The sequence below is a fragment of the Paenibacillus sp. J31P13 genome (assembly GCF_056269295.1).
This window is the reverse complement of sequence record NZ_JBWDNR010000002.1, coordinates 394,221-418,902: the sequence shown is the minus strand read 5'-3', so window position 1 is coordinate 418,902 and position 24,682 is coordinate 394,221. Positions and strand designations below refer to the sequence as shown.

22 protein-coding genes are annotated in these 24,682 nt (G+C 41.2%); 8 read left to right on the top strand and 14 right to left on the bottom strand.

Annotated features, from left to right (window positions below):
* Position 1 precedes the first annotated feature (1 nt).
* Both deoD and AC0YOD_RS08135 read left to right on the top strand, forming a co-directional pair.
* Positions 2-709, top strand: coding sequence for a purine-nucleoside phosphorylase (deoD, locus tag AC0YOD_RS08140; RefSeq protein WP_475798772.1), 708 nt, complete (start codon positions 2-4; stop codon positions 707-709).
* 42 nt (positions 710-751) lie between these two features.
* On the top strand, positions 752-2,053 hold the full coding sequence (locus tag AC0YOD_RS08135) for a pyrimidine-nucleoside phosphorylase (protein ID WP_475798771.1): 1,302 nt from the start codon (positions 752-754) through the stop codon (positions 2,051-2,053).
* Between the two features lie 218 nt (positions 2,054-2,271).
* On the opposite strand, the gene AC0YOD_RS08130 is transcribed toward AC0YOD_RS08135, so the two are convergent.
* The 3 genes from AC0YOD_RS08130 to AC0YOD_RS08120 all read right to left on the bottom strand — a co-directional run bounded on the left by AC0YOD_RS08130 (position 2,272) and on the right by AC0YOD_RS08120 (position 3,877).
* Complete coding sequence (locus AC0YOD_RS08130) at positions 2,272-3,120, bottom strand: DUF72 domain-containing protein (RefSeq protein WP_475798770.1); 849 nt, start codon at positions 3,118-3,120, stop codon at positions 2,272-2,274.
* Positions 3,121-3,194: 74 nt separating this feature from the next.
* The gene (locus tag AC0YOD_RS08125) at positions 3,195-3,629 is read right to left on the bottom strand and encodes a hypothetical protein (protein ID WP_475798769.1); all 435 of its coding nucleotides are present in this window, start codon (positions 3,627-3,629) and stop codon (positions 3,195-3,197) included.
* Positions 3,572-3,877, bottom strand: a complete 306-nt coding sequence (locus AC0YOD_RS08120) for a hypothetical protein (RefSeq protein ID WP_475798768.1) — start codon at positions 3,875-3,877, stop codon at positions 3,572-3,574. The genes AC0YOD_RS08125 and AC0YOD_RS08120 overlap by 58 nt, the downstream gene beginning before the upstream one ends.
* A gap of 398 nt (positions 3,878-4,275) precedes the next feature.
* Between AC0YOD_RS08120 and AC0YOD_RS08115 the strand changes: the two genes are divergently transcribed.
* The 3 genes from AC0YOD_RS08115 to AC0YOD_RS08105 all read left to right on the top strand — a co-directional run bounded on the left by AC0YOD_RS08115 (position 4,276) and on the right by AC0YOD_RS08105 (position 5,906).
* Entirely contained in the window at positions 4,276-4,413 is a 138-nt protein-coding gene (locus AC0YOD_RS08115) for an oxidoreductase (RefSeq protein WP_475798767.1), read from the top strand.
* 119 nt (positions 4,414-4,532) lie between these two features.
* A complete protein-coding gene (locus AC0YOD_RS08110) occupies positions 4,533-4,673 on the top strand; it encodes an AtaL-like protein (protein ID WP_475798766.1) in 141 nt (46 codons plus the stop codon).
* A 378-nt stretch (positions 4,674-5,051) separates the two neighbouring features.
* Positions 5,052-5,906 carry a manganese catalase family protein gene (locus tag AC0YOD_RS08105; RefSeq protein ID WP_475798765.1) on the top strand — a complete coding sequence of 285 codons (855 nt, stop codon included), beginning with the start codon at positions 5,052-5,054 and terminating at the stop codon, positions 5,904-5,906.
* Positions 5,907-6,310: 404 nt separating this feature from the next.
* Here AC0YOD_RS08105 and AC0YOD_RS08100 read toward each other — a convergent pair whose 3' ends face one another.
* Together AC0YOD_RS08100 and AC0YOD_RS08095 are read right to left on the bottom strand one after the other, a co-directional pair.
* Positions 6,311-7,726, bottom strand: coding sequence for an FAD-dependent oxidoreductase (locus tag AC0YOD_RS08100; protein WP_475798764.1), 1,416 nt, complete (start codon positions 7,724-7,726; stop codon positions 6,311-6,313).
* A gap of 186 nt (positions 7,727-7,912) precedes the next feature.
* Positions 7,913-8,359 (bottom strand): MarR family winged helix-turn-helix transcriptional regulator, encoded by a 447-nt coding sequence (locus AC0YOD_RS08095; protein ID WP_475798763.1) that lies wholly within the window; start codon positions 8,357-8,359, stop codon positions 7,913-7,915.
* Between the two features lie 186 nt (positions 8,360-8,545).
* Between AC0YOD_RS08095 and AC0YOD_RS08090 the strand changes: the two genes are divergently transcribed.
* From AC0YOD_RS08090 to arsC, 3 genes are read left to right on the top strand one after another with little or no spacing between them, the layout of a single operon-like run.
* Positions 8,546-8,860: an ArsR/SmtB family transcription factor gene (locus tag AC0YOD_RS08090; protein ID WP_475799326.1), complete on the top strand. Its 315-nt coding sequence runs from the start codon at positions 8,546-8,548 to the stop codon at positions 8,858-8,860.
* Between the two features lie 49 nt (positions 8,861-8,909).
* On the top strand, positions 8,910-10,202 hold the full coding sequence (locus tag AC0YOD_RS08085) for an arsenic transporter (protein WP_475798762.1): 1,293 nt from the start codon (positions 8,910-8,912) through the stop codon (positions 10,200-10,202).
* A 25-nt stretch (positions 10,203-10,227) separates the two neighbouring features.
* A complete protein-coding gene (arsC, locus tag AC0YOD_RS08080) occupies positions 10,228-10,650 on the top strand; it encodes an arsenate reductase (thioredoxin) (protein ID WP_475798761.1) in 423 nt (140 codons plus the stop codon).
* On the opposite strand, the gene AC0YOD_RS08075 is transcribed toward arsC, so the two are convergent.
* From AC0YOD_RS08075 to AC0YOD_RS08035, 9 genes are all read right to left on the bottom strand, one after another.
* Positions 10,610-11,206 (bottom strand): hypothetical protein, encoded by a 597-nt coding sequence (locus tag AC0YOD_RS08075; RefSeq protein ID WP_475798760.1) that lies wholly within the window; start codon positions 11,204-11,206, stop codon positions 10,610-10,612. The two genes, arsC and AC0YOD_RS08075, sit on opposite strands and share 41 nt — an antisense overlap.
* 457 nt (positions 11,207-11,663) lie before the next feature.
* Entirely contained in the window at positions 11,664-12,542 is an 879-nt protein-coding gene (locus AC0YOD_RS08070) for a haloalkane dehalogenase (RefSeq protein ID WP_475798759.1), read from the bottom strand.
* Between the two features lie 119 nt (positions 12,543-12,661).
* Complete coding sequence (locus AC0YOD_RS08065) at positions 12,662-13,249, bottom strand: TetR/AcrR family transcriptional regulator (RefSeq protein ID WP_475798758.1); 588 nt, start codon at positions 13,247-13,249, stop codon at positions 12,662-12,664.
* Between the two features lie 668 nt (positions 13,250-13,917).
* Positions 13,918-14,802, bottom strand: coding sequence for a carbohydrate ABC transporter permease (locus AC0YOD_RS08060; protein WP_475798757.1), 885 nt, complete (start codon positions 14,800-14,802; stop codon positions 13,918-13,920).
* An 18-nt stretch (positions 14,803-14,820) separates the two neighbouring features.
* On the bottom strand, positions 14,821-15,717 hold the full coding sequence (locus tag AC0YOD_RS08055; RefSeq protein ID WP_475798756.1) for a carbohydrate ABC transporter permease: 897 nt from the start codon (positions 15,715-15,717) through the stop codon (positions 14,821-14,823).
* An 84-nt stretch (positions 15,718-15,801) separates the two neighbouring features.
* On the bottom strand, positions 15,802-17,238 hold the full coding sequence (locus AC0YOD_RS08050) for an ABC transporter substrate-binding protein (RefSeq protein ID WP_475798755.1): 1,437 nt from the start codon (positions 17,236-17,238) through the stop codon (positions 15,802-15,804).
* A gap of 468 nt (positions 17,239-17,706) precedes the next feature.
* The gene (locus AC0YOD_RS08045) at positions 17,707-20,301 is read right to left on the bottom strand and encodes a glycoside hydrolase family 3 N-terminal domain-containing protein (RefSeq protein ID WP_475798754.1); all 2,595 of its coding nucleotides are present in this window, start codon (positions 20,299-20,301) and stop codon (positions 17,707-17,709) included.
* A gap of 390 nt (positions 20,302-20,691) precedes the next feature.
* On the bottom strand, positions 20,692-22,419 hold the full coding sequence (locus tag AC0YOD_RS08040) for an S-layer homology domain-containing protein (protein WP_475798753.1): 1,728 nt from the start codon (positions 22,417-22,419) through the stop codon (positions 20,692-20,694).
* 1,110 nt (positions 22,420-23,529) lie between these two features.
* Entirely contained in the window at positions 23,530-24,681 is a 1,152-nt protein-coding gene (locus tag AC0YOD_RS08035; RefSeq protein WP_475798752.1) for a glycoside hydrolase family 88 protein, read from the bottom strand.
* Position 24,682: the final 1 nt, after the last annotated feature.

Below are 24,682 nucleotides of genomic sequence, written 5' to 3'. Positions count from 1 at the left end.
AATGAGTATTCATATTGGAGCTAAACAAGGCGAGATTGCAGAAACCATTCTACTGCCGGGAGATCCCCTTCGTGCCAAATTTATTGCCGAAACTTATTTAGAGGATGTCATTTGTTACAACACGGTTCGCGGTATGCTTGGTTATACAGGAACGTATCGCGGTCAACGCGTATCTGTACAGGGTTCGGGTATGGGTATTCCCTCCATTAGTATTTATGTAAATGAATTAATTAAAGACTATGGGGTCAAAAACCTTGTTCGTGTCGGTACTTGCGGTGCCATGCAGGAGGATGTACATGTTCGGGATGTTATCTTAGCACAAGCATCTTGTACAGATTCTAGTGTAAACCGCCACGTCTTTGGCGGTTATGACTTCTCCCCCATCGCTAGCTTCAACCTGTTGAAAGCAGCTTATGATCGTGCTGTTGCTAAAGGCTTAAAGCTTCATGTGGGTAATATATTCAGTTCGGATACTTTCTATCGCGACGACAAATCAATCGTACAAAAATTGATGGATCATGGTGTATTGGGTGTGGAGATGGAAACAACTGCGCTTTACACGCTTGCAGCTAAATATGGAGTTAACGCTTTGACCATCTTGACGGTGAGTGATCACCTCCTGACCGGTGAAGAAACGACAGCGGAAGAGCGCCAGACGACCTTTAACGAAATGATGGAAGTCGCTCTTGATACTGTAACCTCCCTTTGATCTCATACTAAAATAACTTACGCATAAAGAGGAGAGCATCTTATGAGAATGGTTGATTTAATTGAAAAAAAACGTGACGGCGGACAATTAACGACAGAGGAAATCACTTTTATTATCCAAGGCTACACCAACGATGAGATTCCAGATTACCAAGTCAGTGCTTTAGCGATGGCTATCTTTTTCCAGGATATGAATGATAGAGAACGTGCTGACCTGACGATGGCAATCGTAAACTCCGGGGATGTTATTGACTTATCAGCGATTGAGGGTGTGAAGGTGGACAAGCATTCCACAGGTGGTGTTGGTGATACCACAACGTTAGTCTTAGCCCCTCTTGTTGCAGCATTGGATATTCCAGTAGCTAAAATGTCTGGCCGTGGACTCGGTCATACCGGCGGTACAATCGATAAATTGGAAGCCATCGAAGGATTCCATGTAGAGATTAATAAAGATGAATTCGTTAAGTTAGTGAATGAGAGCAAAATTGCTGTAATCGGTCAATCCGGAAACCTTACACCTGCTGACAAGAAGCTTTATGCTCTTCGTGATGTAACGGGAACCGTAAACTCCATTCCACTCATTGCAAGCTCCATTATGAGTAAAAAAATTGCTGCTGGCTCTGACGCGATTGTTTTGGATGTGAAAACAGGTGCCGGTGCATTTATGAAAACCGTTGAAGATGCTAAGGAATTGGCACATGCAATGGTAAGCATAGGAAATAATGTTGGTCGGAAAACAATGGCTGTCATTTCTGATATGAGTCAGCCGCTAGGCTATGCTATTGGAAATGCGTTAGAAGTAAAAGAAGCTATCGATACGCTGCAAGGAAAAGGTCCAAAGGATTTGGAAGAGCTGTGCCTCGCTCTTGGCCGGCAAATGGTTTTCTTGGCGAACAAAGCAAGCTCGCTTGAGGAAGCTGAGGAAATGTTAAAAGAAGTAATCCGTAATGGCAAAGCGTTGCAGAAGTTTAAAGACTTTATTGCCAATCAAGGCGGAGATGCTTCAGTTGTCGATCATCCAGATAAATTGCCGAATGCAGCCTACTTAATTGAAGTGCCTGCCCGCGAAACAGGAGTTGTAGCTGAAATTGTAGCTGATGCAATCGGAACCGCTGCAATGCTGCTCGGCGCAGGTCGTGCGACAAAGGAATCAACTATCGATCTAGCTGTTGGTCTGATGCTCAACAAAAAGGTTGGCGATCCTGTCCAAGAAGGCGACTCGCTCGTAACCATTCATTCAAATCGTGAGAATGTAGACGAGGTTCTTCAAATGATTTATGAAAATATTCGTATTGCAGAGCATGCGGAGCCTCCTGTTCTCATTTATCAAACGGTGACGGAGTAACTCTTCAAATCGGAATAAGTGAATCAAATACGGCAGTAAAGAATGTTGCTTAACCACTGTCATTGGAAGTTTAAAATGAAACAGGCATCTTTTGTACAAGCTTTTTTGTGCGAAAGATGTCTGTTTTTATATTACCTCATATTGAGGGGTTATATATCATTTTCATCCTTCAACACTTCTTTCAGCAGACATAGCACTGTTGAATATCGACTTGAAAATCATTCAAACATGTCGATTTGTTGTGGTGGAAGAGCCTTTATTTTCTGACCTAGTATCTCCATCAACTCAAAAGCATTCGATGCAGCATCACCGCCAGAATTATTATTAAAAATCACACATATCTCCTTGGATTCTTTGCTAAGATTCTCAAGGTTTTGCTTCCATTCAAGCAATTCTTCGCTACTATAACGATAGAGATACCTCACTTCTCTCCAATTCGATTGTCCACTTGAGGTCCATCCCTGAACATTCCTACCGTGGAACCTTACAATAGTTAAGTCTTGATCTGATACCTCTAAGACGGTAGGAACAGATCCAGGGAAGACCTGAGGCTCATCACAAATACTATGAATCCAACCTTCATTTCGCATAAACTGCAAGGTCTTTTCACGCATATCAGGGCTGAACCAGCTTTGATGTCGAAATTCAAGTGCTAAGGGAATATCTTTCATTCGTTTTTTAGTGGAACGCAACATGTCTACATTACTTCGATTACATTCAAACCATGGCGGATATTGAAACAGAACTGCTTTTAATTTTCCCGCTTCAATAACTGGAGCAATCGATTCTCTAAAAGATTGAAACATCGTATCCAATTCTTCATCAGAATAATGCTGGCGTGTATGTCCTGTCAAACCTTGATATGCCTTGATTAGAAAGAAAAAGTCAGCTGCTGTATCCTTTATCCAACGTTCATATAGTTCAGACTTATGTATAGCGTAATAGGAGCTGTCTACTTCAACTACTGAAAAAAAGTTGTTATATTCCTTTAGCTTTTGTTGAGGTCTAATTCCCATGCTGTAGAATAGGTCGTGATCCCCCCACCCTGCAAGTCCAATTGAAATCATAACGTCACCACTTTTTAATAGACTCAAAATTAAATTATATCTTAAACTTAATTATTCCCATAATGCGAATACCACTAACTGGGTTTAAATAGATTTATCAAAGCTTTTCTTGCACATTCCCCTTCTCCCTCAGACCACTTATTCATTTTTCTGAAATCTGTGTTGTCTGTAATCTGGTCTATGCTACCAATCAAACGTTTTTTGGATAACTGTTGAATATCTGTATCCATAATTTGATTTGCAATGAGGCTAGCATTTTTTTCACCGTTCATTACTTTAAAGGGACGATCAAAAAAGGTTGAAACGTCATTAGGAATCTTTTCAGTGAGCCCTAGTCCGTTGTGCATAATTGATAGGTGTTTGTAAGCAATATTCAAAGCAAGCTCGCGTTCTCTCCATGTAACAGCCGTTTGAACAGTCCAAAGATGAGTCATTATTTGATCTGAACATTTCAAACGTTTAAATGCAGTACCAAACCATTTTGGATAAGGTGCATATTGACGCTCCATGAGGAAGCATAAACTTCCCCCTTTGTTATTTCGAGAAGTGACTGCGAAGGAAACGTTAGCCAATCTACTGCTTCTAATCGTTCATCTTTATTTAGAGCCAAGTAACTTTCGATGAACCTCGGCACCGTTGTGATTACGCTCTTCCCTATATCAACGGGGAAGCCATAGAACCGTTCCGGAGCTTGCTCATGCAGAGTTGATTGTATTTTTTCTGAATACCCGCCAACTATTCCTTTAATAAAAGACATTCCCCATTCCTCCAAGTCCATCAATCACAAACATCATATTTAAGCTATCTCACTCAAAGGGATAGTAATATACATACTAGTTAAAATAACTAAACCACACCAAAACAAAACTATTGTCATTAAATGATGAATAACTGTTTGATGAATAAACCCCAAGCACTCTTCCTCGGAAATCTAAATGTAAACAGCCGAATAGACATAAATAATAGCAGACTTTTTGAATTCAAAATTAGAAACCATGTTCTGTACCAATTTGAGGAACTGTGCTCATGCACAAGCAAACAAGGAATTGGTTATTCCCGAATGCCCCTGCCACTTTATCAGGCTGGTTCAGCGGATTCGGAGATGATTTCGAGTAAGCTCTCGTTTGTATCCTTGATATTCCTGAATCGCGCGCATTGAGTAAAGCCGAAGTGAAAGCGACCGTTGACGATTTCAGAAAAACAGGAGCTGCAGCCATTCGTACAGGCGCCGATGGTGTTGAGATTCACGGCGCTAACGGATATCTCGTACTAATTAATAAACTTCCACCCTGATTAATGATCGATTAAGCGGCCTTACCCGCTATATTCAATATGACTAAGGCCGTCCGTTTGCAATGTATGTGGTTGGCAACATTAAAATCTTGTTTCTAAAAAACAATAGGAGTGATACCATGTTTACACTATCTAGAAGCATCCCTGTTAACGGTAGCACCAATAATCATCCCATCTTAAATAGACATCAAGTATGGGTAGGACTTGTCATGAAAGCAGAAGATGCAACTCGTTTTGTATGCGCGATGTGCCCTGATTAGTAACAACGCCAAAGACCGAATGAGCCATTTAGATGACTGCGTACGGCCTTTGGCATAAAGTCATTTCTTATGTTTTACGTATTTTTGTAAATGATCTCGAGGAATATGCATTGCCAATATAAGCAATCAGGAATCCACGGAATCATTCAACTTTCTATAAGGATATTTAAAATCCACACTTCAACCCTCAATTCACACACTACTTGTGTTAAGGCTCTTCGTATCACCTTCAAAATGACCCTTTTATTTATCAATTCCCTTCATTGAAATTGATATGACATCCACACTCCTTTTCATAATCTGCATAATGAGACTTTAACTGTGAGATTATAATCAACGTGTTCAGGTCGTTTAGAATCTATTAAGAGGTGAGTATTTATGTACTATTACAAGGAAGAATTAATCAACGTAATTAAGCCAGATAAACCAGATCCAGCAGCTGCAAAAGTTCTTCAAGAAACGCTAGGCGGTCAATTTGGTGAAATGCGAACCATGATGCAATACTTTTTCCAAAGCTCTAATTTCAGGGGAAAAGATAAACAATTTCGCGATCTATTGAGAGGAGTATTTTTAGAAGAAATCGCTCATGTCGAGCTTGTACAAAACACGATCAATCAACTACTTAACGAATCCGGTCTAAATACTCCAGGAGATGCTGGTGTTGATAAAGCTCCGATTGACGAGGCGATTAAACACGCAAACCCCCACCACTTTATTATGGGAGCTAAAAGTTCTTTACCTGTAGATGCGGGAGGAAATCCATGGAATGGATCTTGGGTTTATAGTCATGGCAATCTTGTTGCAGACATGTTGAACAATGTCGTACTCGAGTCTACTGGTGTTCTGCAGAAAACACGAATTTATGAGATGAGCTCAAATCAAACATTCAGAGAAACGTTAGGATTTCTTATTGTCCGTGACAATGCGCATCAGAACGCTTTTGCCAAAGCACTTGAAACACTAGGCGTTGATTGGGGTAAAGTGTTCCCGGTACCTAACTACGACATCAACAAATATCCCGAGTGCAGAAAGTTCGTAGACATGGGCTATCACAACATGCAATTTAATTTCCGTTTAGACGAAACATTGATTTCTAACATTTTCCATGGCGAAAGCCCAAGCAGGAATAGTGGTACACTTTCTGTAACACCTCCTCCTCAGGGTTTTCCAGTTCCTGAGCTTCCTGATATGCCGAATGAGCATAGCCCTGGAATTGCAGATCTGTTTAGTTAATAAACTTTAAAATCCAATAAAAAAAGCACAACTCTAGAGTCGTGCTTTTTTTATTGAATTTAGAACTAAATCCTTTAATTTATCAAAGTATTTTATTATCATGGCTTAAACCTGATTACAACAAATATCATATTTTCTTATGAAGAAATGGATCTCTCAAATTGTATTTCGTCTCATTCCGTTCATTTAGAAAATTTCGGAGCCTCTCAATATTCTCCAACCCAACAATTTGAATACTACCTGTTTCATTGACAATGGAGATCATTTTCCTCCCATTTCTATTTAAAAACTCAATTTGGTCATTCGTTATTTCCCTTATCGTCATAGAAACTCTCTCCTTTATGGATAATCAAAATTAGGCTCTCCTGTGCCTGCAAGTTTTTTTCATTTTTTTCATGGTTATATTATTTACAACATGAAGAACTTACAGTTGGTATAGTTGAAAATGAGTTTTCATCTTTCTTCGATGGCGAATTATTAATACTACATACTCCTGTTTCAGGTAAATCAAGCTCAACTTTCAAAGCAGCTTCATAATCACCCGAAAGATAAGCTACAACTGATCTTACTTGTTCATAACCGGTAGCCATCAAGAATGTTGGAGCCCGACCGTAACTCTTCATTCCAACAATGTAGAAGTCTTTTTCTGAATGTCGCAGCTCCCTTTCTCCGTGAGGTCGAACCGTACCACAACTATGGACATTCGGGTCGATAAGGGGTGCAAGTGTCTCTATACTTTCTGTGGCTTGATCAATGCTTAATCGTAGTTCTCGCAAGAAAGAAAAATCTGGCCGACTACCTGTATTTACAATAATTTCATCAATTCCATGTAAATCCATACTTTTCTCTTTATTTTTACCGCTAATAGTCAATCTCCCATCTGAACAGCTTAGCTTTTGAATTTTAAATGGAGTAACCACTTCTAATTGTTTAGAATTAACCAATTGGTGAATGCGGCTTCCTAACTCGCCCCTAGCTTCAAGTTGATCATTTGCTTCTCCACCATATGCGTCCTCTACTCTGTTCTTCCTCAAAATCCACACAATCTTCATATTTGGATCAGTCTCTTTTAGCTGTGCAAGATCTAATAATGTATTTATAGCAGAATGACCACCACCAACTACAGCTATGCTTTTCCCTATAAATCTTTCCTTGTCGATCCCTTGAATATTTGGGATACCATAAAATATATTCTTATTTAGTGACTGTTCTTCATTGGTCCATAAACCATTTGCATATAAGGGATTCGAGTGTCCCCACGTTCCAGAAGCATCTATTACTGCTTTTGCTTCATAACTTTGCATAATACCATCTACCTCTGCGTATATCACAAACGGATGAATCTCTCTAAGTTCTGATTTCATTTTATCTGTATCTTTTCTGCTTATGCCCTGCACTTTGGATTTCAGGATTAGTTGAGATCTTATCTCCGGAAGATCAGCTAATGGCAGCAAGTATTTCTCTAACAATTCTAACCCAGTAGGCAGTTCATCAGGTGAAGGAGCGCTCCATCCATGTTTGGACAACAATCTTGCAGCTGCTTTATCTACATTGTATTGCCACGGTGAAAACAAGCGGACATGTCCCCAATTAGATATATTGTGCCCTACTTGTGGACCCGATTCTAAAAGGATGAAATTCTCTCCGCGCTCCGCTAAATTCGCTGCTGCGGCTAAACCTATCGGGCCAGCCCCAATGATTGCTACAGGTAATTTATTCAATTTCTTTTTTGGTTGTTGTATTGCAATATTTGTAACATCTTTTTTAATGAAAGGTGATGCACAACAAGATTCGGTCTGTTTAAGTTCAATGTTTTTCATAGCGATTTTCCCTCCGATTTAATTCTTTTTATTATTTCATAATGATCTAAACTTAGTTTTACAGTATTAATAAACCAGTTATGGTGGCAGCTTATTACATCGTATATTTCACTCATAAGATCTCCTTAATGAACAATATTATTTGTATTTTGCAAGTATTAGTTTAAAAGATATGGAGTAATCTCATTACCCCATAGGTGTGCAGCACATTTTTGATTTTTGCATGCTTGTATTTAGTAATTGTAGCGATCGGATGACGGTATCCTTCTCAAACTCATTCATGAATGAAAAGACGTCATCTAAATAATCGTTCATCGTTTTATCAATTGAGCCCACTACAAACTTCCCTTCCGTCGTCAGTGACAACAGATACACTCTGCCATCTTCAGGAGAAGCAGTTTTCTTCACTAAGTTAATCTTTATTAATGATTGGATCTGCCTACTAAAGGTCGTAATATCCACACCAAGCGTTTCTGCTACCTTTTGCATGGAAGGCAGGTTCTGGCGACCAATTTCATATAAGATATGACTTTGAATGAGTGATATTTCCAGACCACTGATCTGGCAACAGTTTTTGTTCAAAAGACCAAATTGCCTTGCTAGGATTTGTAGTAGTTCTCGTGGGTTGTTCATTATTCATTCCCCCTGTTTTATTTGTACACTGATTACTTGCAATTTGCAACTTTAAATTTCTTATCCCATTTATATTCGTGACCACTTATATAATCCTTTACTTATATAATCAGTAGATTATAATAAACATTAAAAGGTATGAACCTATTTGAACACAAATCCATGCTTTAAAGGAGTGATCACATGATACAACCGATAGATAATCTTGCCGAGACACTAAAGCTAGTCTCTGACAAGACTCGTCTTACCATTCTTGCACTGCTCAAAGAGAAAGAAATGTGTGTATGTGATATTGTAACGATTCTTGAAACGACACAACCTAATATAAGCCAACATTTGAGAAAACTAAAAGATGGCGGTTTGGTTAGCGAGACAAGACGCGCACAGTGGATTTATTATTCTTTAAACACCGATGATAAACCTTATCTTCACGGCATCTTAAATACACTCCCATCCATGAAAGAAGAACTCAAGAAACTGAGCCCCGATTGCTGTAATTAAGGACCTTCTACCCGAAGAGTACTTATGAAAAAAGATTTTAGGAGGAACCATGTTAGTAATTGCATCCCTTATTTTCCTTATCACCTTGATCTTCGTCATTTGGCAACCTAAAGGTTTAAATATCGGCTATACGGCTGTTGGTGGAGCTATACTCGCCCTACTCTTTGGTGTTGTCGATTTTAATGATGTTTGGGACGTAACCGGCATTGTCTGGAACGCGACATTAGCTTTTGTCGCGGTTATCCTCATCTCGCTTATCCTGGATGAGATAGGATTCTTCGAATGGTCAGCACTCCATATGGCACGCTTCGCAAAAGGCAACGGATACCTCATGTTCTCCTTAGTCGTATTGCTTGGTGCTGCTGTAGCTGCATTTTTTGCAAATGATGGTGCTGCACTTATTCTCACGCCGATAGTTCTCGCCATGGTCAGAGCATTGAAATTTGATGATCGTATGATCCTACCATTTATTATGGCAAGTGGATTTATATCAGATACAGCTTCTTTACCTCTTGTTGTAAGCAATTTAGTAAATATTGTATCATCTGATTTCTTTGGCATCGGATTTGCCGAGTATGCGAGTCGGATGATTATTCCGAATTTCTTCGCAGTAGGGGCTAGTTTGCTTGTGCTATTCTTACTTTTTAGAAAAAGCATTCCGAAGCATTATGATCTAAGTCAACTCAAGGAACCACGTGCGGCGATAAAAGATATGCGTTTGTTTAGGTTATCATGGGTTGTATTAACTGTTTTATTAGTGGCTTATCTCGCAAGTGAATTCATAAACATTCCTGTATCCACCGTCGCAGGCATAGCAGCAATTGTCTTTATTATCGCGGCTCGTAAAAGCCCTGCTATCCATACTAGCGCTGTCATAAAGGGCGCACCATGGTCAATTGTCGTTTTCTCTATAGGCATGTATGTTGTCGTTTATGGGCTTCGTAATGTTGGTCTTACGGATGAACTAGGGAAAGTATTTCAGTGGGCAGCTGATCAAGGCTTATTTATGGCAACGATTGGTACGGGATTCATCGCAGCCATCCTCTCTTCCATTATGAACAACATGCCTACGGTCATGATCGATGCCTTGGCTATTCAGGGAACGAATACGAATGGTGTATTACGAGAGGCATTGATTTATGCCAATGTGATTGGTTCTGATTTAGGCCCTAAAATCACGCCAATTGGATCTCTAGCAACCTTACTTTGGCTGCATGTCCTTTCCAAAAAAGGTGTAAAAATTACATGGGGCTATTATTTTAAAGTTGGACTCGTACTAACCCTTCCCGTTCTGTTTATTACGCTAGTTGGTCTTTACTTATGGCTTAGCGTCATCCACTAAATGAATTTATAAGGAGAAATGAATAATGGAAAAGAAACTAGTATATTTCTTATGTACAGGTAACTCTTGTCGGAGTCAAATAGCAGATGGTTTTCTTAATGCCCTTGGCAGTGAACATTACGAAGTGAAAAGCGCAGGACTCGAAGCACATGGTCTGAACCCAAGAGCAGTTCAAGTGATGAAAGAAGCTGGAGTAGATATATGCCAAAACTCTTCTAATGTTATCGATCCAGAGATATTAAATCGTGCAACTTATGTCATTACTCTTTGCGGTCATGCCGATGAGCATTGTCCTGTTATATCCAATCCAAATGTGGTGAAATGGCATTGGGGCTTTGACGATCCTGCCAAAGCAACTGGAACGGAAGAGGACATAATGAAGCAATTCCGAAACGTTCGCGATGCGATCAAGGCACGTGTCGAGACTTTTGTGAAAGAGGGACAGTAAAATGAACGATCATTCGTAAGAAAAGAGTTAAGAAAGCAAATCGTGCTTCGTACTGGTATTCAAAAATTTGTCTTTCAAATATGCGATTGGTCATCTGTACTACATTGTCAGAAGCGTCTATTGTGGGGAAGATTGTTTCGTATCCCATACCTTGGGGATCGAAGTTCCATACTACCTCTTCAATTGTCCCCATAACAGCGCCATTATCTTTCATGTAGTCGAACGGTGGGTGGAAAAAGACCAAATATTCAGATTCCGGAATTTCTCTGCACGCCATACCTGCCGGAACCAGTCCTTTATACTCCAGTGAAACGGTGATTCCATACAAGTACCCTTTCTGGCCGTTCTGGTAAAACCATCCTGCAGTTTGACCAAGTTGTCCAGGGAGTGCATGGTTAGACATACTCTCCAACGTACCGCTAATCTCATCACAAGAGTGCCCGTTATCCCAGAAGTCCCCATAATTTGTTACGGAAATGTCCCAGATCCCGATAAACTTGTGCGCCGGAATGACCTCAACTTTGATCTCCGCCGGTTGCGAATGTACCTTACTCATCTTATCCCGCTCCTTAATCAAATAACGATAAGGCGAGAATACCTCCTGACGAATAGCCAACGGAATAGGTCGAGGAGTTTTTCGGTAAGCTGCGGGGGGGAGCTGAAATGCTTTGTTTGATCATATCACCGGCGATTTTTTCATACTTGATTCGAGTTGTACAATAAAAACTCCTGAAACCAAGGAGTGTTTGCTTATGCCTCCTTACTAATTCAGTCCAATTATTAGGGTTGTTTTTTTCTTGTATCTATCCAAAACATTCTAGGACCTAATTAGCTATCGGTATATACTCATGACAATCCATTTTGACAAAAATACCTACCAATAAAACAAAAAAACCGCGATTTACGCGGTAATAAATCAGCTCATATTCTTGTCATCCGACACCAAGTCGCTGACCCAATAATACCATTCATTAGCATGAGAAAACTAATGAGCAATTGAAGGCTCTTATCTACTATGTTAAATTCGCTAACCAGGCAGTAAGTGCCTCGCCAATTTCATGAGGTGAATCTTCTTGGGGATAATGAAGTCCACGGACGGTAATCTCCGTTTGCATTGGCCAGGTACGGCAGAACTCAATATGAGATGTCGGCATAGTACCTGGATCACAGTTGACGAAGAGTTTCGGAACCAAGCTCTGTGCCAACCACTTCCCGTACGTGGTAACAATGTCCGTTACATCAGCCGGATCTCCATCAAACGGAAGTTGTCGCGGCCAGGTTAATGTCGGGCGGCGGCTTTCTCCAGGCAGTGAGAATGGCCGACGATACTCAGTCATTTCTTCCTCCGTCAACTTTCGTAAAATGCCGATTGGAAGATTAGTCTCAATGAAAGAGTTGTTTTCTAAAACCATCTGTTCACCTTCCTCGGATCGTAATGCCTTGAAAATTTTCCGTCCCCGATCCGGGAGTTCACTCCAACTACGTGGTTTTATGATTCCCTCCATATAGGCGATTCCTTTAACGGCTTCCGGATGACGATACGCCCAATCAAATCCAAGGGCCGACCCCCAATCATGCACCACAAAAGTAACGCGTTTGCGAACACCAAGTTGATCCAAAAGGGCATCGAGATAACGACGATTTTCTACAAAGGTGTAAGAGTCGGAGCCACTATCGGAAATTTTCTCGGAATCGCCCATACCTATGAGGTCAGGAGCAATGCAACGACCGAAATCTTGAGCAAAAGGAAGAATTTCACGCCAGAGATAGGAGGAAGTAGGGTTGCCATGTAAGAAGACAATCGGATCGCCACTACCTTCGTCTATATAGCTCATCTCTAGACCAAGCACTTGTTGACGCTTTTTTTCGTAGGGAAAAGATCGTTTAACCATTGAACATCTCACCTTTCCTTTAATAGATTTTATTATCTCACTTACTGAATGCAAGCACTTACTTTCATTCTTATTCTAAAAAAAGCCCCCTTCGGAGCTGCTCTTAGCGAAACCAATAATTAAGGACTAAGTGCCTTGGCAAATAGACGTACGCTTTCTTCAATAAATTCATCAAGCGTATCTTCCGATACTGCTTCTTTGGCATTTAGTCTACTGATGAAAGCCCCATAATTCATCCACATAAATGATAATGCTTGGATTTCAGGATTTGAGGAGACCACTTTGCCTTCTAATGACATTGTAATTAGATAATCAGCAAGCAAACTTTTCAAGTGCTTTGGGTTGCGAGAAGCCTCTTGTAGAACAGAGTCAGGTAGAGTACTGCTTCCTTTAAGCGCAATTGAAATTAGTTTTCTGTTTCGGTTCATTATGTTATGATACGTTCGACTCACTATGAACAGATCCTCATACAAATTTCCTGTAAGACCCTCGTTAAAAAGCTTAGTCATCTCATTGCCATAGTGGAATTGGCTGAAGGCTGCCTCAAGAAGTTTTTCTTTCGTTCCAAAATGCCGAAATAAAGTGACTTCGTTCACTCCTGCAGCTAGCGCGATTTCTTTGGTCGTTGTGCCGTCATATCCCATTTCTGCCATGAGGTTGATAGTTGCCAGCAATATTTTTTCGCTAGTAGTGGGATTTACACTCAAGAATTCACCCCCTCAATGCAAGTACTTACTTACATTTCATTGTAGATTACATGTAAGTAAATGTCAATACTAATCCGCTATTCCCAGGAGAACAACCGTAGTACCTTTATTCTCAATCCGACTATTTACTACCAGATGATACCACCTTCGGCTTTTCATATACTAAAATATCGAATCCTCCCCTGGCATTTGGGTATTTAGTTGTAAAGTACATCACCTCCGTCTTTGAATCTGATTTTTTCACAATCACTCTTTAACCTACCAAGAAATAAACACACATCTGCCTACTGACGGTTGTGCAATTCATAATCGTTTTTGCGCTGATCGTAAACGCCTAAGATTTAGAGTTAAAGGTTCATTTTCTTAAACTCCTTCGGTGTCATACCCGTCGAACTTTTAAACAATTTACTGAAATGTACATTTGTTGTCAATAAAAGAGCTCTTATCGAAGGGTATAGCTTTCCATCAAAATCCGATTTAGCACTGCTAAAGCTCTGAATGTTTTGGCTTAACATAAACATAATTTGAATGCAAAAGGCATGGATCTCACCAACACTTTGCCTACTTGAGAGGTCAATCGCATCAATCGTCGAATGTATCACCGAAATAAGGTTTGTGTTTTAGCTCTGAAACTAACTCTATTGGTTGAACTCATCATATCCAAGCGGCTAACCTTTGACAGAACCGCCTGTTACCTGCATAAAAGACTTATTAGCCAGAACATAGACGACTAGAATCGGCAAAATTGATAGGCACGCACCCGCCATAATGAGATGGGTTTGGGTTGCTGCCGTAGTACCATATCGCAAATCCGCTAAACCAACCGTCAACGTTTGTAATTTAGGGTTCGTCATCGTAAAAACAAGCGGGAGAATGTACTCATTCCAAGCGTTACGGAAAGCGAACAATGCAGCTACGCCTAAGCCCGGCTTCAATAAAGGAAGAATAATTCGCCAGTACACTGAAAAGAAATTACATCCATCAATGTAAGCGGCCTCATCCAAATCCCGAGGAATTCCTTTGAAGAACCCAATGAGAATAAAGAAGGTCGTCGCATGGGCACTAATTAGTATAAATATGATCCCCCATAACGAGGAATTCAGATTTAATTTTACCATAAGTTCAAATTGAGGGCGGATCACAACGGCGCCAATTGATATGAACATAGTCGCGGCTTGAAGTGCAACATAGAAGCTTTTACCGAAAAAATTTCTACGATCCACAGCATAGGCTGCCATAGAAGCAAGAAACAATGTGCCAATTGTTGTGAACGTACTAATAAAAATACTATTCCAAGTGAATTTAGCAAAGTCTGCTTGCTTCCAAGCATCCAAGTAATTAGAAAAATGCCAAACGCTTGGAAGAATAGTCGCACCCGCTGTTAGCTCTGCATTCGTTTTGAAGGAGCCAAATATCGTAACCAGTACTGGAAATACGGTGAATATCGCAATTATCGTTAGAAATGCCCAAACGATTAGTCCGGAAAATAAACGTTTCACACTCCTGCCAACTTTAGTTTTTGGAGCGATATTAGTTGCTGATGCAGTATTCATTACGGCTAACCTCCTAAGCTAGAAAATACGGTTTAAACGTTTCGATATCCAGAAATAACCGAGTGTAATTAATCCAACAATTACGGCAGACATAAAGCCTACAGCACTGCCGTAGCCGATCTGTTGAATCATTGTGGAACTGGACGAAATCGGAAAGAACATCCGATATACATAAAGATACATCACTTCTGTTCGTCCAATCGGACCTCCCTCCGTTAAGACCATAATACTTTCGTAACCCTTTAATGATATGGTGATTGCCAGCATAATAATCATTTGCAGCACTGGCCCTAGCATAGGAATCGTAATAAAGAAAAACTTTTGTCTAGCGTTCGCCCCATCTAATGAAGCACTCTCATATACGTCGTCTGAAATGTTTTGCAAACCAGCTAGAAATAGCAGCATGTAGTTTCCAATAGCACCCCATATCGCAACGATAATAGATGTGATCATGGCCATATCTGGACCCAACCAGTCGATCCCTTTGGAAACAATGTGATATTTCATTAGAAACTGGTTTATTACCCCGTTATAAGAGTTGAAGATGTTAAAAAAGACGATGGAGATTACCGCAGTACTCAGCACTGTTGGCATAAAATAAATCGCTCTTAAAAAAATTTTACCTTTAAGTCCTTTATTTAATATTACCGCTAAAATTAATGATAACGGAATCGTGATTATAATTTTACCCGTAGCATAGATAGCCGTATTTACAACAGAGTTCCAATAGTTTTCATCCCTCATTAAAGCAGCAAAGTTACCAAAACCGATAAATACTTCTTCCCCATATCCTGGATAGCTATAAAACATATATCTAATAGCCCACAGAATCGGATAAATACCTAGCACTACGGTGAATATAAGGCTGGGAATAATAAATGAGTAGGATTCTCCTAATTTGCGTAGGCTCGTCATGTTCAATTTCATCTCCTTAAATAACAAGGATAGGGCAAACGAGATGCTCCTATCCTTCTTTGCAGGATTCATATAATAGAAGTATTATTTAGTTAACATACCTTGCATGCTTTTCGCATCAAAGTCCGGCATCGCTTCCGTCGTCACGTCTCCGCTTGCTCTAGCTTTATCAAGCGCCGTATTATATCGCGTATTTACATCTTCGATCATCTTATCTAAGTCGCCGCCGCTGATCGTGTATTTAATGAATAGGTTTGGAAAGTCTGTTCCTTCCACCGTAACTTTCGGAGAAATTGGCCAAATGCCATCATATTGTGTCGGAAGGAATCCTTCGATTCCAGGAACTTCTGGTTTTTTGGACTTCGCAATAATGTCAGGAAGAAGGGATAAGCCATAACCATCCTCATAATAGGTTTGCAGCACTTCGTCGCTATACATATACGCTAAGAACTGCCAAGCTTCTTTTTTGTTTTTTGTCTGACTGCTAATCGAAAGCCAAGGACCTGTCTTCCAATAACCCGCTACTCCTTTAATCTCACCGCTAATCGTTGGCGGCAGCGCTGCGGCCCAGTTGATCTTCGCAGGGAACTGTTCTAAATATACATTCGTCTCAGCGGAAATAGAGAGGTACATGCCAATCTTTCCTTCGGCAAACTGAGCACGAAGCGGATCAATATCCATTGCCTCAACACCCGGCAGCATGCTGCCATCGTCCTTAATTTGTTTGAATGCTGTCATTATGTCTGCAAATCCAGAAAAATCATATTTGCCTGTTTTAAAATCGTATCCATAGCCACCAATACCGCTGAGTTCAGCGATCGAACGCGGAGCTTTCTCAAAAGAGTTATCTGCACCTTTAAAGTTAATTGCAAAGCCGTAAGCCCCGGTTTCTTTGCCAGCCTCAGTAAGTTTCTTAGCAACCTCTACCATTTCACTCAAAGTCTTAGGAGGGCTAGCAATGCCAGCTTTCTCAAATAAATCTACATTGTAAATGAGTCTGCTTGAATACCCGTAGTTTGGAAGAGAATAGATTTGTCCATCCATCATATTTGACTTGTCGATCAGCGCCCCAGCAAATTTAGCGTCCATTTCCGCATTCATGTAATCATTCAAAGGTTCCAGATACCCTTTTTTGACAAAAGGTATAAAGTTGTTTGGTGTTGTTCTAATAATGTCAGGTGCTTGTTTACTGGCGAATGCAATGTCCACAGACTGATTATAGTTTTCAGAAAGCCCTTTCAATTCTACTTCAATGTTATTTTTATTCGTTTCGTTAAACCTTTGAACAACCTCTTGAATATAGTTCAAATCATGCCGATCCTCTGTCCAATAGTTAAGCTTAACATTCGGTGCATCACTTGTTCCCTCGTTAGTTGCTGCACTGGAGGACTTTGGCGATGTCTCGTTTGTCCCCTTAGGTGAATTCGTCGTATTTCCTCCACCTGAAGAACATGCGCTCAAAGTCAGAGCAAGAATCATGCCTACAGTCAACATACTTATTTTGTTTATTTTATTAATCATGAATGCTTCAACCCCTTCGGCGTTTGAATAGCTGGTTATAAGAGTAATTATAATTAACATGCGCCAAAGACATAATGGGATAAACCTATTGAGAAGGGGGGGATTCCGATTATCTTTCTTTCTATTTTTGATAGAACTGCTAAAATTATGAAGGTGTCCAGTCGGTGTTTTTCTTGCATATTTCACTAAAGTATCGAGATGTATTCACAAACTTATTCAATTGAATAGCCCCCCTTACGAATGGAAACAGCCACTGAAAAAGTCCCGTTTATTGAGAACAATAGAACATTCAAAGAAAAACGAGCCTCTAGGATCGCTTCTAGGGCTCGTTTTGCGTTCAGGGAGACATATATGCATCCCTAAAATCATTGGATTTTATTAAATCAACAGTTTTTCAGTGCCCTCCTACGAATGTAGGAGGAGCTTAGTTTTAAATAAAAAACGTACCGGGATCCCTTTGCTTCACATTTATTCGATTAATTGTGCAACAGTGGAGAGATCGGAAATATCAATTTTTCCATCCGTATTTACATCCGCTGCCTTATAGTCAGCCCAGTCGGAACTTTTGTCTGTCTTACCGAATGCTACGGCAACTATGCCTAGGTCACCAATGGACACTTTACCATCGCCATTCAGGTCGCCTTTAATGTAACCAATGTTTATACTTTTGGAAGCGTCAGCAAGCGGTGTTTCAACACCTTTTCCATCAGCCAAAATAACATTAGTTAGCTTAACATCAGTAGTAGCTATCTGTGCATTCGATTTTGCTTTAAACTGGAAGCTTAATAGATCGCCATCCGAATTAATCACATTCCCTGCCCCCAGGCTCGCGAATATAATTCTTACTTTCCCTGGCGCCTTCACCTCTTTACTGATGACTTCCAGGCCTGTTTTCAAAGAAGTTACATCGACAAAGTCCAATTTAGCCGGATCTAAATTAAGAGTAAGCTCTTGCGCATACACATTTTGAGCTACTTTATTCAGACCAAAGTTCAAGTTAAAGGCTTTGTCAGCCGTTACAGATGATTCTCCGGTTAGCGTAGCACTAATGTCAGAAGTGTTTGCTGCATAAGATAATCCAAAACCAAATGTGTAGTCGTCACCAACTGCATTCGTATAAGTATAGTCGAACGTTTCGGCGTAGCCTGGTACGTCCGGTGCGTTTTTCTCTACTGCCTCTTGGCTAGCTGGGACGGTGATCGGCAGCTTACCTGTAGGGTTAAAGCGCCCGCGCAGTACGTCGAGCAGAGCTTCTCCCTTGACGCTGTAGGTTGCTACGACAGCTGCAGCACCGGGCTCAACCTCGTTGATAACCCAAGGATTGGTCATGTTGATTACGAGAGCAGTTGGAACAGCCGCCTCGATCTGTTTGACACGAGCAACGTCGATACCAGTGTTTGTGCCTAACCGGATCTCCACTGTGGAGAGGTCAGGGTATTCGTATGGTTTCGGACGTAACACCACGAGGGCTGCGTTTGCCTCCTCGAGCGTATTGACAATTTTCACCGACGGATCCTCTTTAGTGATGAGTTCCTTCATTAAAACAGTCTGAGCGGCACTGTTTGTACCGTTGAAAACCTCGACGTACAGCTTCGTAGTGGCGAGTTTTGCATCCGTCAGAGGCAGAAGTCCTTTATCGTTGCGCAGGAGCGTAACCGACTGGCGGTGAGCCTCGTCGGCCCGTGCCTGGTTTACAGATGAGTCTGCGATCGCCTGAGCCGCAGCCGGGTCAACGTATGGATTCTCGAACAGTCCAAGATCGAATATCTCCGTAAGAAGAAGCGTCAAATGAGGCGTGAGCTCCTCTTCATTGAGCACACCCGTGTTAACCGCTGAGATGAGTCCGCTCGGGTTGTTGCTGTCAGAGAATATGCTCGTCCCGGCGCGGACCGCCTTAGCGAACTTTTCCTCGATCGACAGGCTCTCCACACCATAAGCCATGCCGGCCAGCACGCCGCTATCACTGTTCACGTAACCTTTGAAGCCCATCGTGTTCCGCAATAGGTCGTTGATGATGCCCTTGTTGTAGGCACCTGCCACCTGTTCGAACTGCTCGGTTTCAGAGTACCAAAGCGCTTTCGGGAGTTGATCGGCACTCTCGTTGCTAGGAACGTTGTAGAAGGACATGATCGAGCTCGCCCCTGCGTCAATTGCTGCCTGGAAAGGCGGAAGTTGGTACTTGAGTAAGCTTCCAGGCGTCGGGTATAGCGTATACTTACCGTGCGGTAAGTGCGGGTCCAAACCTCTTACTACAGGCCCGTCACCAGGGAAATGCTTGATGGTATGGACAACAGACTCACTGTTGATTTTTTCCCCTTGGAAGCCTTTAACAACCTCAGTGGCTATCATCGAGTTTAGCTCTGTGCTCTCGCCGAAAGTTTCGCTGATACGGCGCCAACGCGGCTCAGTCGCGACCTCAACCTGGGTGCCATAGATCTTCCGGATACCGGACGCGCGCCACTCTTCGCGGGCGATCTCTGCGAAGTCGCGGATAAGGGCTTGGTCTTGTGTTGCCGCCATACCCAAGGGTCCTGGCCAAGAGGAGAACTGTCCAGAGGCCTCTTGGAAGCCGAACTGGAGAGATTCTGCAATGTTGTTCCGCGGGTTGGAGGTAAATACGATCGGGATACCCAGCGGTGTGGCCTCCGCGATCTCCTGATATGTGTTGTTCCGTGTAGCTATATCAAAGGCAGTAGGGTTGTCGCGTAGGATGAAGTAACGTAGGTTACGATTCTGGACGAAATCGTTGACGGTGGTAGCACTAGGATTAGAGGTGATATTCATGAGGCCTGCTTTCTCAGCCACGCTCATGCGCGAAATGAGGTCGGTCACGCGCTCCGCTGTAGATTTCTCCCAGTTTTCATAAATGTCCAGTTCACCGTTACCGTTTAAATCTTTGTATTTCTTGCCATCAATCGTGAGTATATTCTTCACATGATTAGAAATTACAGGCTGTGTTACGCCATCAGCCGCATTTGCGTTTGGTAAACCAAGCGAAGATAACAACATCGAGCCAAGTACAAGCAACGCAACTGGTTTAGATTTTTTCGAGATCGAATTCATATTTTTCCCCTCACTTTAATTATATTTTATACGGTTTGTCATTACATTTTAGGCTTTCATTGTTGAGATTTTCTTTACAAGTCCATTGTTAAGTACCCTCAAAACGAATAGTAAAAATAGTAACCTATTAATGACGCATACCAAAAATCTTGATAACCTTCGTTTACTTAAGGTGGATTTATCATTTTATTATTATCACCTCCTTTATTACTAGCAAAATTGTAAAATGGAATAATTTTTAAGCATTTGTATAACTCTTGGTACCTTACCAGCTGCTGATAAACGCAAATATAGTAAGTGAAAGTCCGAAAAAAATATGCTCTTCCGATACAATCTAATCTTTTTCGTTATAGAACTAGAGTCGAAAGATTAAAAGAAGTGATCTTATCCCTACTTATACAAATTTGTATATATGTTATACATCAGAACAGCTGCTTGAGCCCGATTCGTTGTTCCTTTTGGATCGATCATGTCGTGAGCCCCTTGAACAAGCCCCATTTTGACCATTACAGCAACGCTTCGAACAGCATAATCTGCTATTTTGGCATGATCCTTAAATTGGCTTAATTGTTCCTCATTCGAGTCGGTTGTCATATGTTTAACCACTCGCAGCGTGCGTTCTGTTAATACGATCATATCCTCCCTTGTAATTGGTTCGTGAGGCAGGAACATATTGTTACCTACACCTTCTGTAATGCCGAGGCCTCTAGCGATTTTCACAGCATCATGGTAATAATCACTTTCTTTCACATCCGCAAATTCGCTTCCAGCTCCCTTACTAACGTCAACCTCTAAAGTTCGTACTAACAAGACTAAAAAGTCGGCGCGTGTGACGGACTGACGAGGGGCAAACGCCTTGTCGGAGATACCGTTGATAATCCCTTTGGAGGCCAGGACCTCAATCTGGTTTTTTGCCCAATCCAAAGCAGCAATATCGCCAAATGTTTTTTGAACAAATGCTACTGCGTACTTGCTTAAATGTGTAGTCGAGAAAATGACTGCGCCCGTAGTGGCATCATACCTGCCGTTAGGAACGGGAACCACTTTCCCCTCTTCGTTTAAATACCATACAACGATGTGCTCAGAGTTCTTTAATTCCTCTGTGTTCGGTGTATAGGGCACGACTACCGTTACGGGGGCATCCGGGTTATTCCAAGATATTTTTTTGTCACCGCTATATAGGCTTATGTCTCTAACAGGTCGATCTCCAATTTGCTTCCCTACAGCTTGGTTTAGTTCACTGGTATCGAATTTTCCGATCCTCAACCGTATGCTATTAGAAGTTATTTCACCTACTTTAAACATTTTATTGGTTATTAAAATAGTCCCCAGCGGCGAAGTTACCTTTATTTGGACCAAACCTCCATTAGCTGCGAAAGCGGACGTCGGTAATTCCAATTCATATGCTGTTGCACCAAGTACTTCTTTAATGACAATCTCTATATTTTTTACTCCTTTTTCATTGGCTGCTATCTGCTCGAGTGCCTTATCCCAGGCTGTCTGGGTTACAATTGCAGTTGCCGTTTTCGTTGCAGAATTCATCTTCACATCCGGGTTTAGTATTCCAGGTGTTGACTGATCAATTGGAGGATTTACAACAGTTCCCGTACCTCCAGAACCTGAATCTCCTGAATTGCCGCTAGCAATCGACGCTCTCACCTTCGCATCTGGAAGATATATATGACCGGTCAACTGGCTATCCACCGTTTGAACAGATTTCAACTCAAGTGTAGTGCTTCCTTGTCGAATCGTTTTGAACGTAATAGTCGCTAGATTTAAGGAGCCGCTCTCACCCGCTACTTTGTGTAACTTAGTACTTGCAAATCGCAATTGATTACCTTCAATCATGGGTTTGATTGAGAATCCACTGGATATGCCGCCTTGAACTCCCTTATATTCCAGCATGGTTTGATCAAATTCGAGACTAAATTCATATCCATACACATCACGTAAATCATTACCGGTAACGGTAATCTGTAGCTCATTGCCTAACGCTACCTGGCTGTTAGTCACGTTTAAAGTAAAGGAAGGCGCGGCATCCGCATACGTAACCAGAGGAGGCACATATACGAAGCACATGAATAAAATTAAGCTGAGCAAATACGATTTTTGTCTCACGATGAAGGTTCCTCCCTTAATAGAGACAGGAGGAACGGCTTCGCGCTCCCCTGCTTCTCAATTACAAATTTAATTAGCCATTGTTGAAAGATCGAAAATATCAATTCTTAGTAGAACGCCGTCCGTATTTATCGCATAGCTTGCATTCCAATTAATATACCGGACTCTTGATTTCTCTTGGTTCTCATAAGTATCGAGAGTACCTTTGCCGTTTAAATCTCTGTATTTCTTTCCATCGATATTAATTTCACTTTTCTACTCTGTTTAAGTTTTCAATGTTCAAACACCCATATTTGTTCTTTATTAAGCGCATACATAAATATTAAAAATGACTTAATGATTCAGGTGGATATCTCAGCAATTCACCTCCATCTAATTGCTTAGTCATGTGGTGGCTATGTCTTACTACCCTGGTTGCAATGCTTTTTCTGTCTTGAGAAAACATGGTGCCATTCCGTTATCCAATACATTAGCCATCGCTATGTAAGAGATTAGGTTAATCATAATAGAGCTGTATCTGAAACATAACGGGACAAATCTATTGTGAAGGGAGACATTCCTATGCAATGTATTTAATAGAATTCACAGTGTTAATTTATTGGGGAATAGAAAAAAGAGCTCCCTGTGGAAGCTCATTTATAATATAATAATAGTCTCTCATTACGAATTTTTCTTTTCACTATCCCAAAACAACAAAAAGACTAAACCGTATCACTAGGGAATGGATTTGATTCCCACATTAATGTAAATGTAACCAAGACGCCTTATGTAGGGCCTTACTGATTATAAATCAGGCATTAATTCAAAAAAAGTTAAATACGACAAAATGAGAGTCTAAGCTAACGATGTTAAAAGTTGCTAATCGATAAAGTATCCGCTTAACAAAGCAAAAAAAACACCCCGAAGGGTGTTGATTTATTCTCCACATATGCTCGTGCTCTAGTTTCCTCTGATTCAACATATCATTGACCATCAAACTAAATTATTCATTTTTCAAAAGAAAATGCCGATTGTTTTCACAACATCGGCATTTTCTTATTCACTGGCTGTAATAACGTTGGTATAATCTCTGTTGAAACCCCAAGCATTTGAGATTGTAATTAATGACCATTAATTTCTTTCGTACCAATATCCTGGGATCCCTTTTTCCAAACGCAGAAGCGCTTCCAGATAAAAATAATCTCCCCAGATCATATAGCCGTCTAAACCATAATTTCCACTAACAGAATACGACCCATGATCAATCAAACCATCCACTTCTTCCCCTTTCGTTGAACACCATTCCACAAGCGCATTCATCGTTGTTTGAATTGCGCTAGACAGCTTCGCGCGAAACTCATCACTTGCTTCAAGGTGGTCAAGCAGTTCCATCATGCCACATACAGCTATCGCAGAGGCAGAGCTGTCACGGCTCGTTGTTTCCGTAACGGGAACATCAAAATCCCAATATACGATTCCGTCTTCCGGAATTCTATCTATAAAATAATTGGCCAGCCGTTTCGCCGTTTCCAAAAAATCGTTGTTGCCCGTGTATTTATACGAAAGGGCAAATCCATATATGCCCCAAGCCTGTCCACGAGTCCAAGTTGAGCCGTCGCGATATCCTTGCGCCGTTCCGCCTCTTATTGCATCTCCGTTACTTGGGTCAAAATAAAACGTATGGTAGGAGGAGTCATCTCCTCTGACCAGAAATCGCCTTGAAAGCTCTGCATGCTTTATGGCGATTTCTGCATAAAGCTGATTTCCCGTTACCTCCGACGCCCAGAAAAGCAGCGGTAAGTTCATCAGACAATCAATGATAATACGACCGCCGTTATTGGGATCGCCCTCTGGTCCCCAAGCCTGAATGAGTCCCGCATTCTCCCGCCACCTTCCTACAAGGTGATTTGCAGCCCGAAGCGTAAGTTCTTTGTGCTTCTCGTCCCTCTCGACAACCCATCCTGCAAAAGCGGACAAGCCGTATAGAAAGCCGATATCGTGGTGGTCTATGCAATGCTTCTCATGCAAACGCCCGTCAAAGCTCTCGATTTGCGATTTTGCTTGATGGCGAAAAAATTCATCCTTACTGAATTCATAACACAGCCAGGCCATGCCCGTATAAAAACCCTCAATCCAATCGTTATTATCCGACCAGTTATAATTCTTTTCATTCGTAATATGAGGAAATTTACTCCCATATTTATTCAAGTTATTCTTTGTTTTAAGGACCGCATCCTCAATAGCTTCTTGCCATTTCGTTGTTGTTTTTAATGTATTTGACATT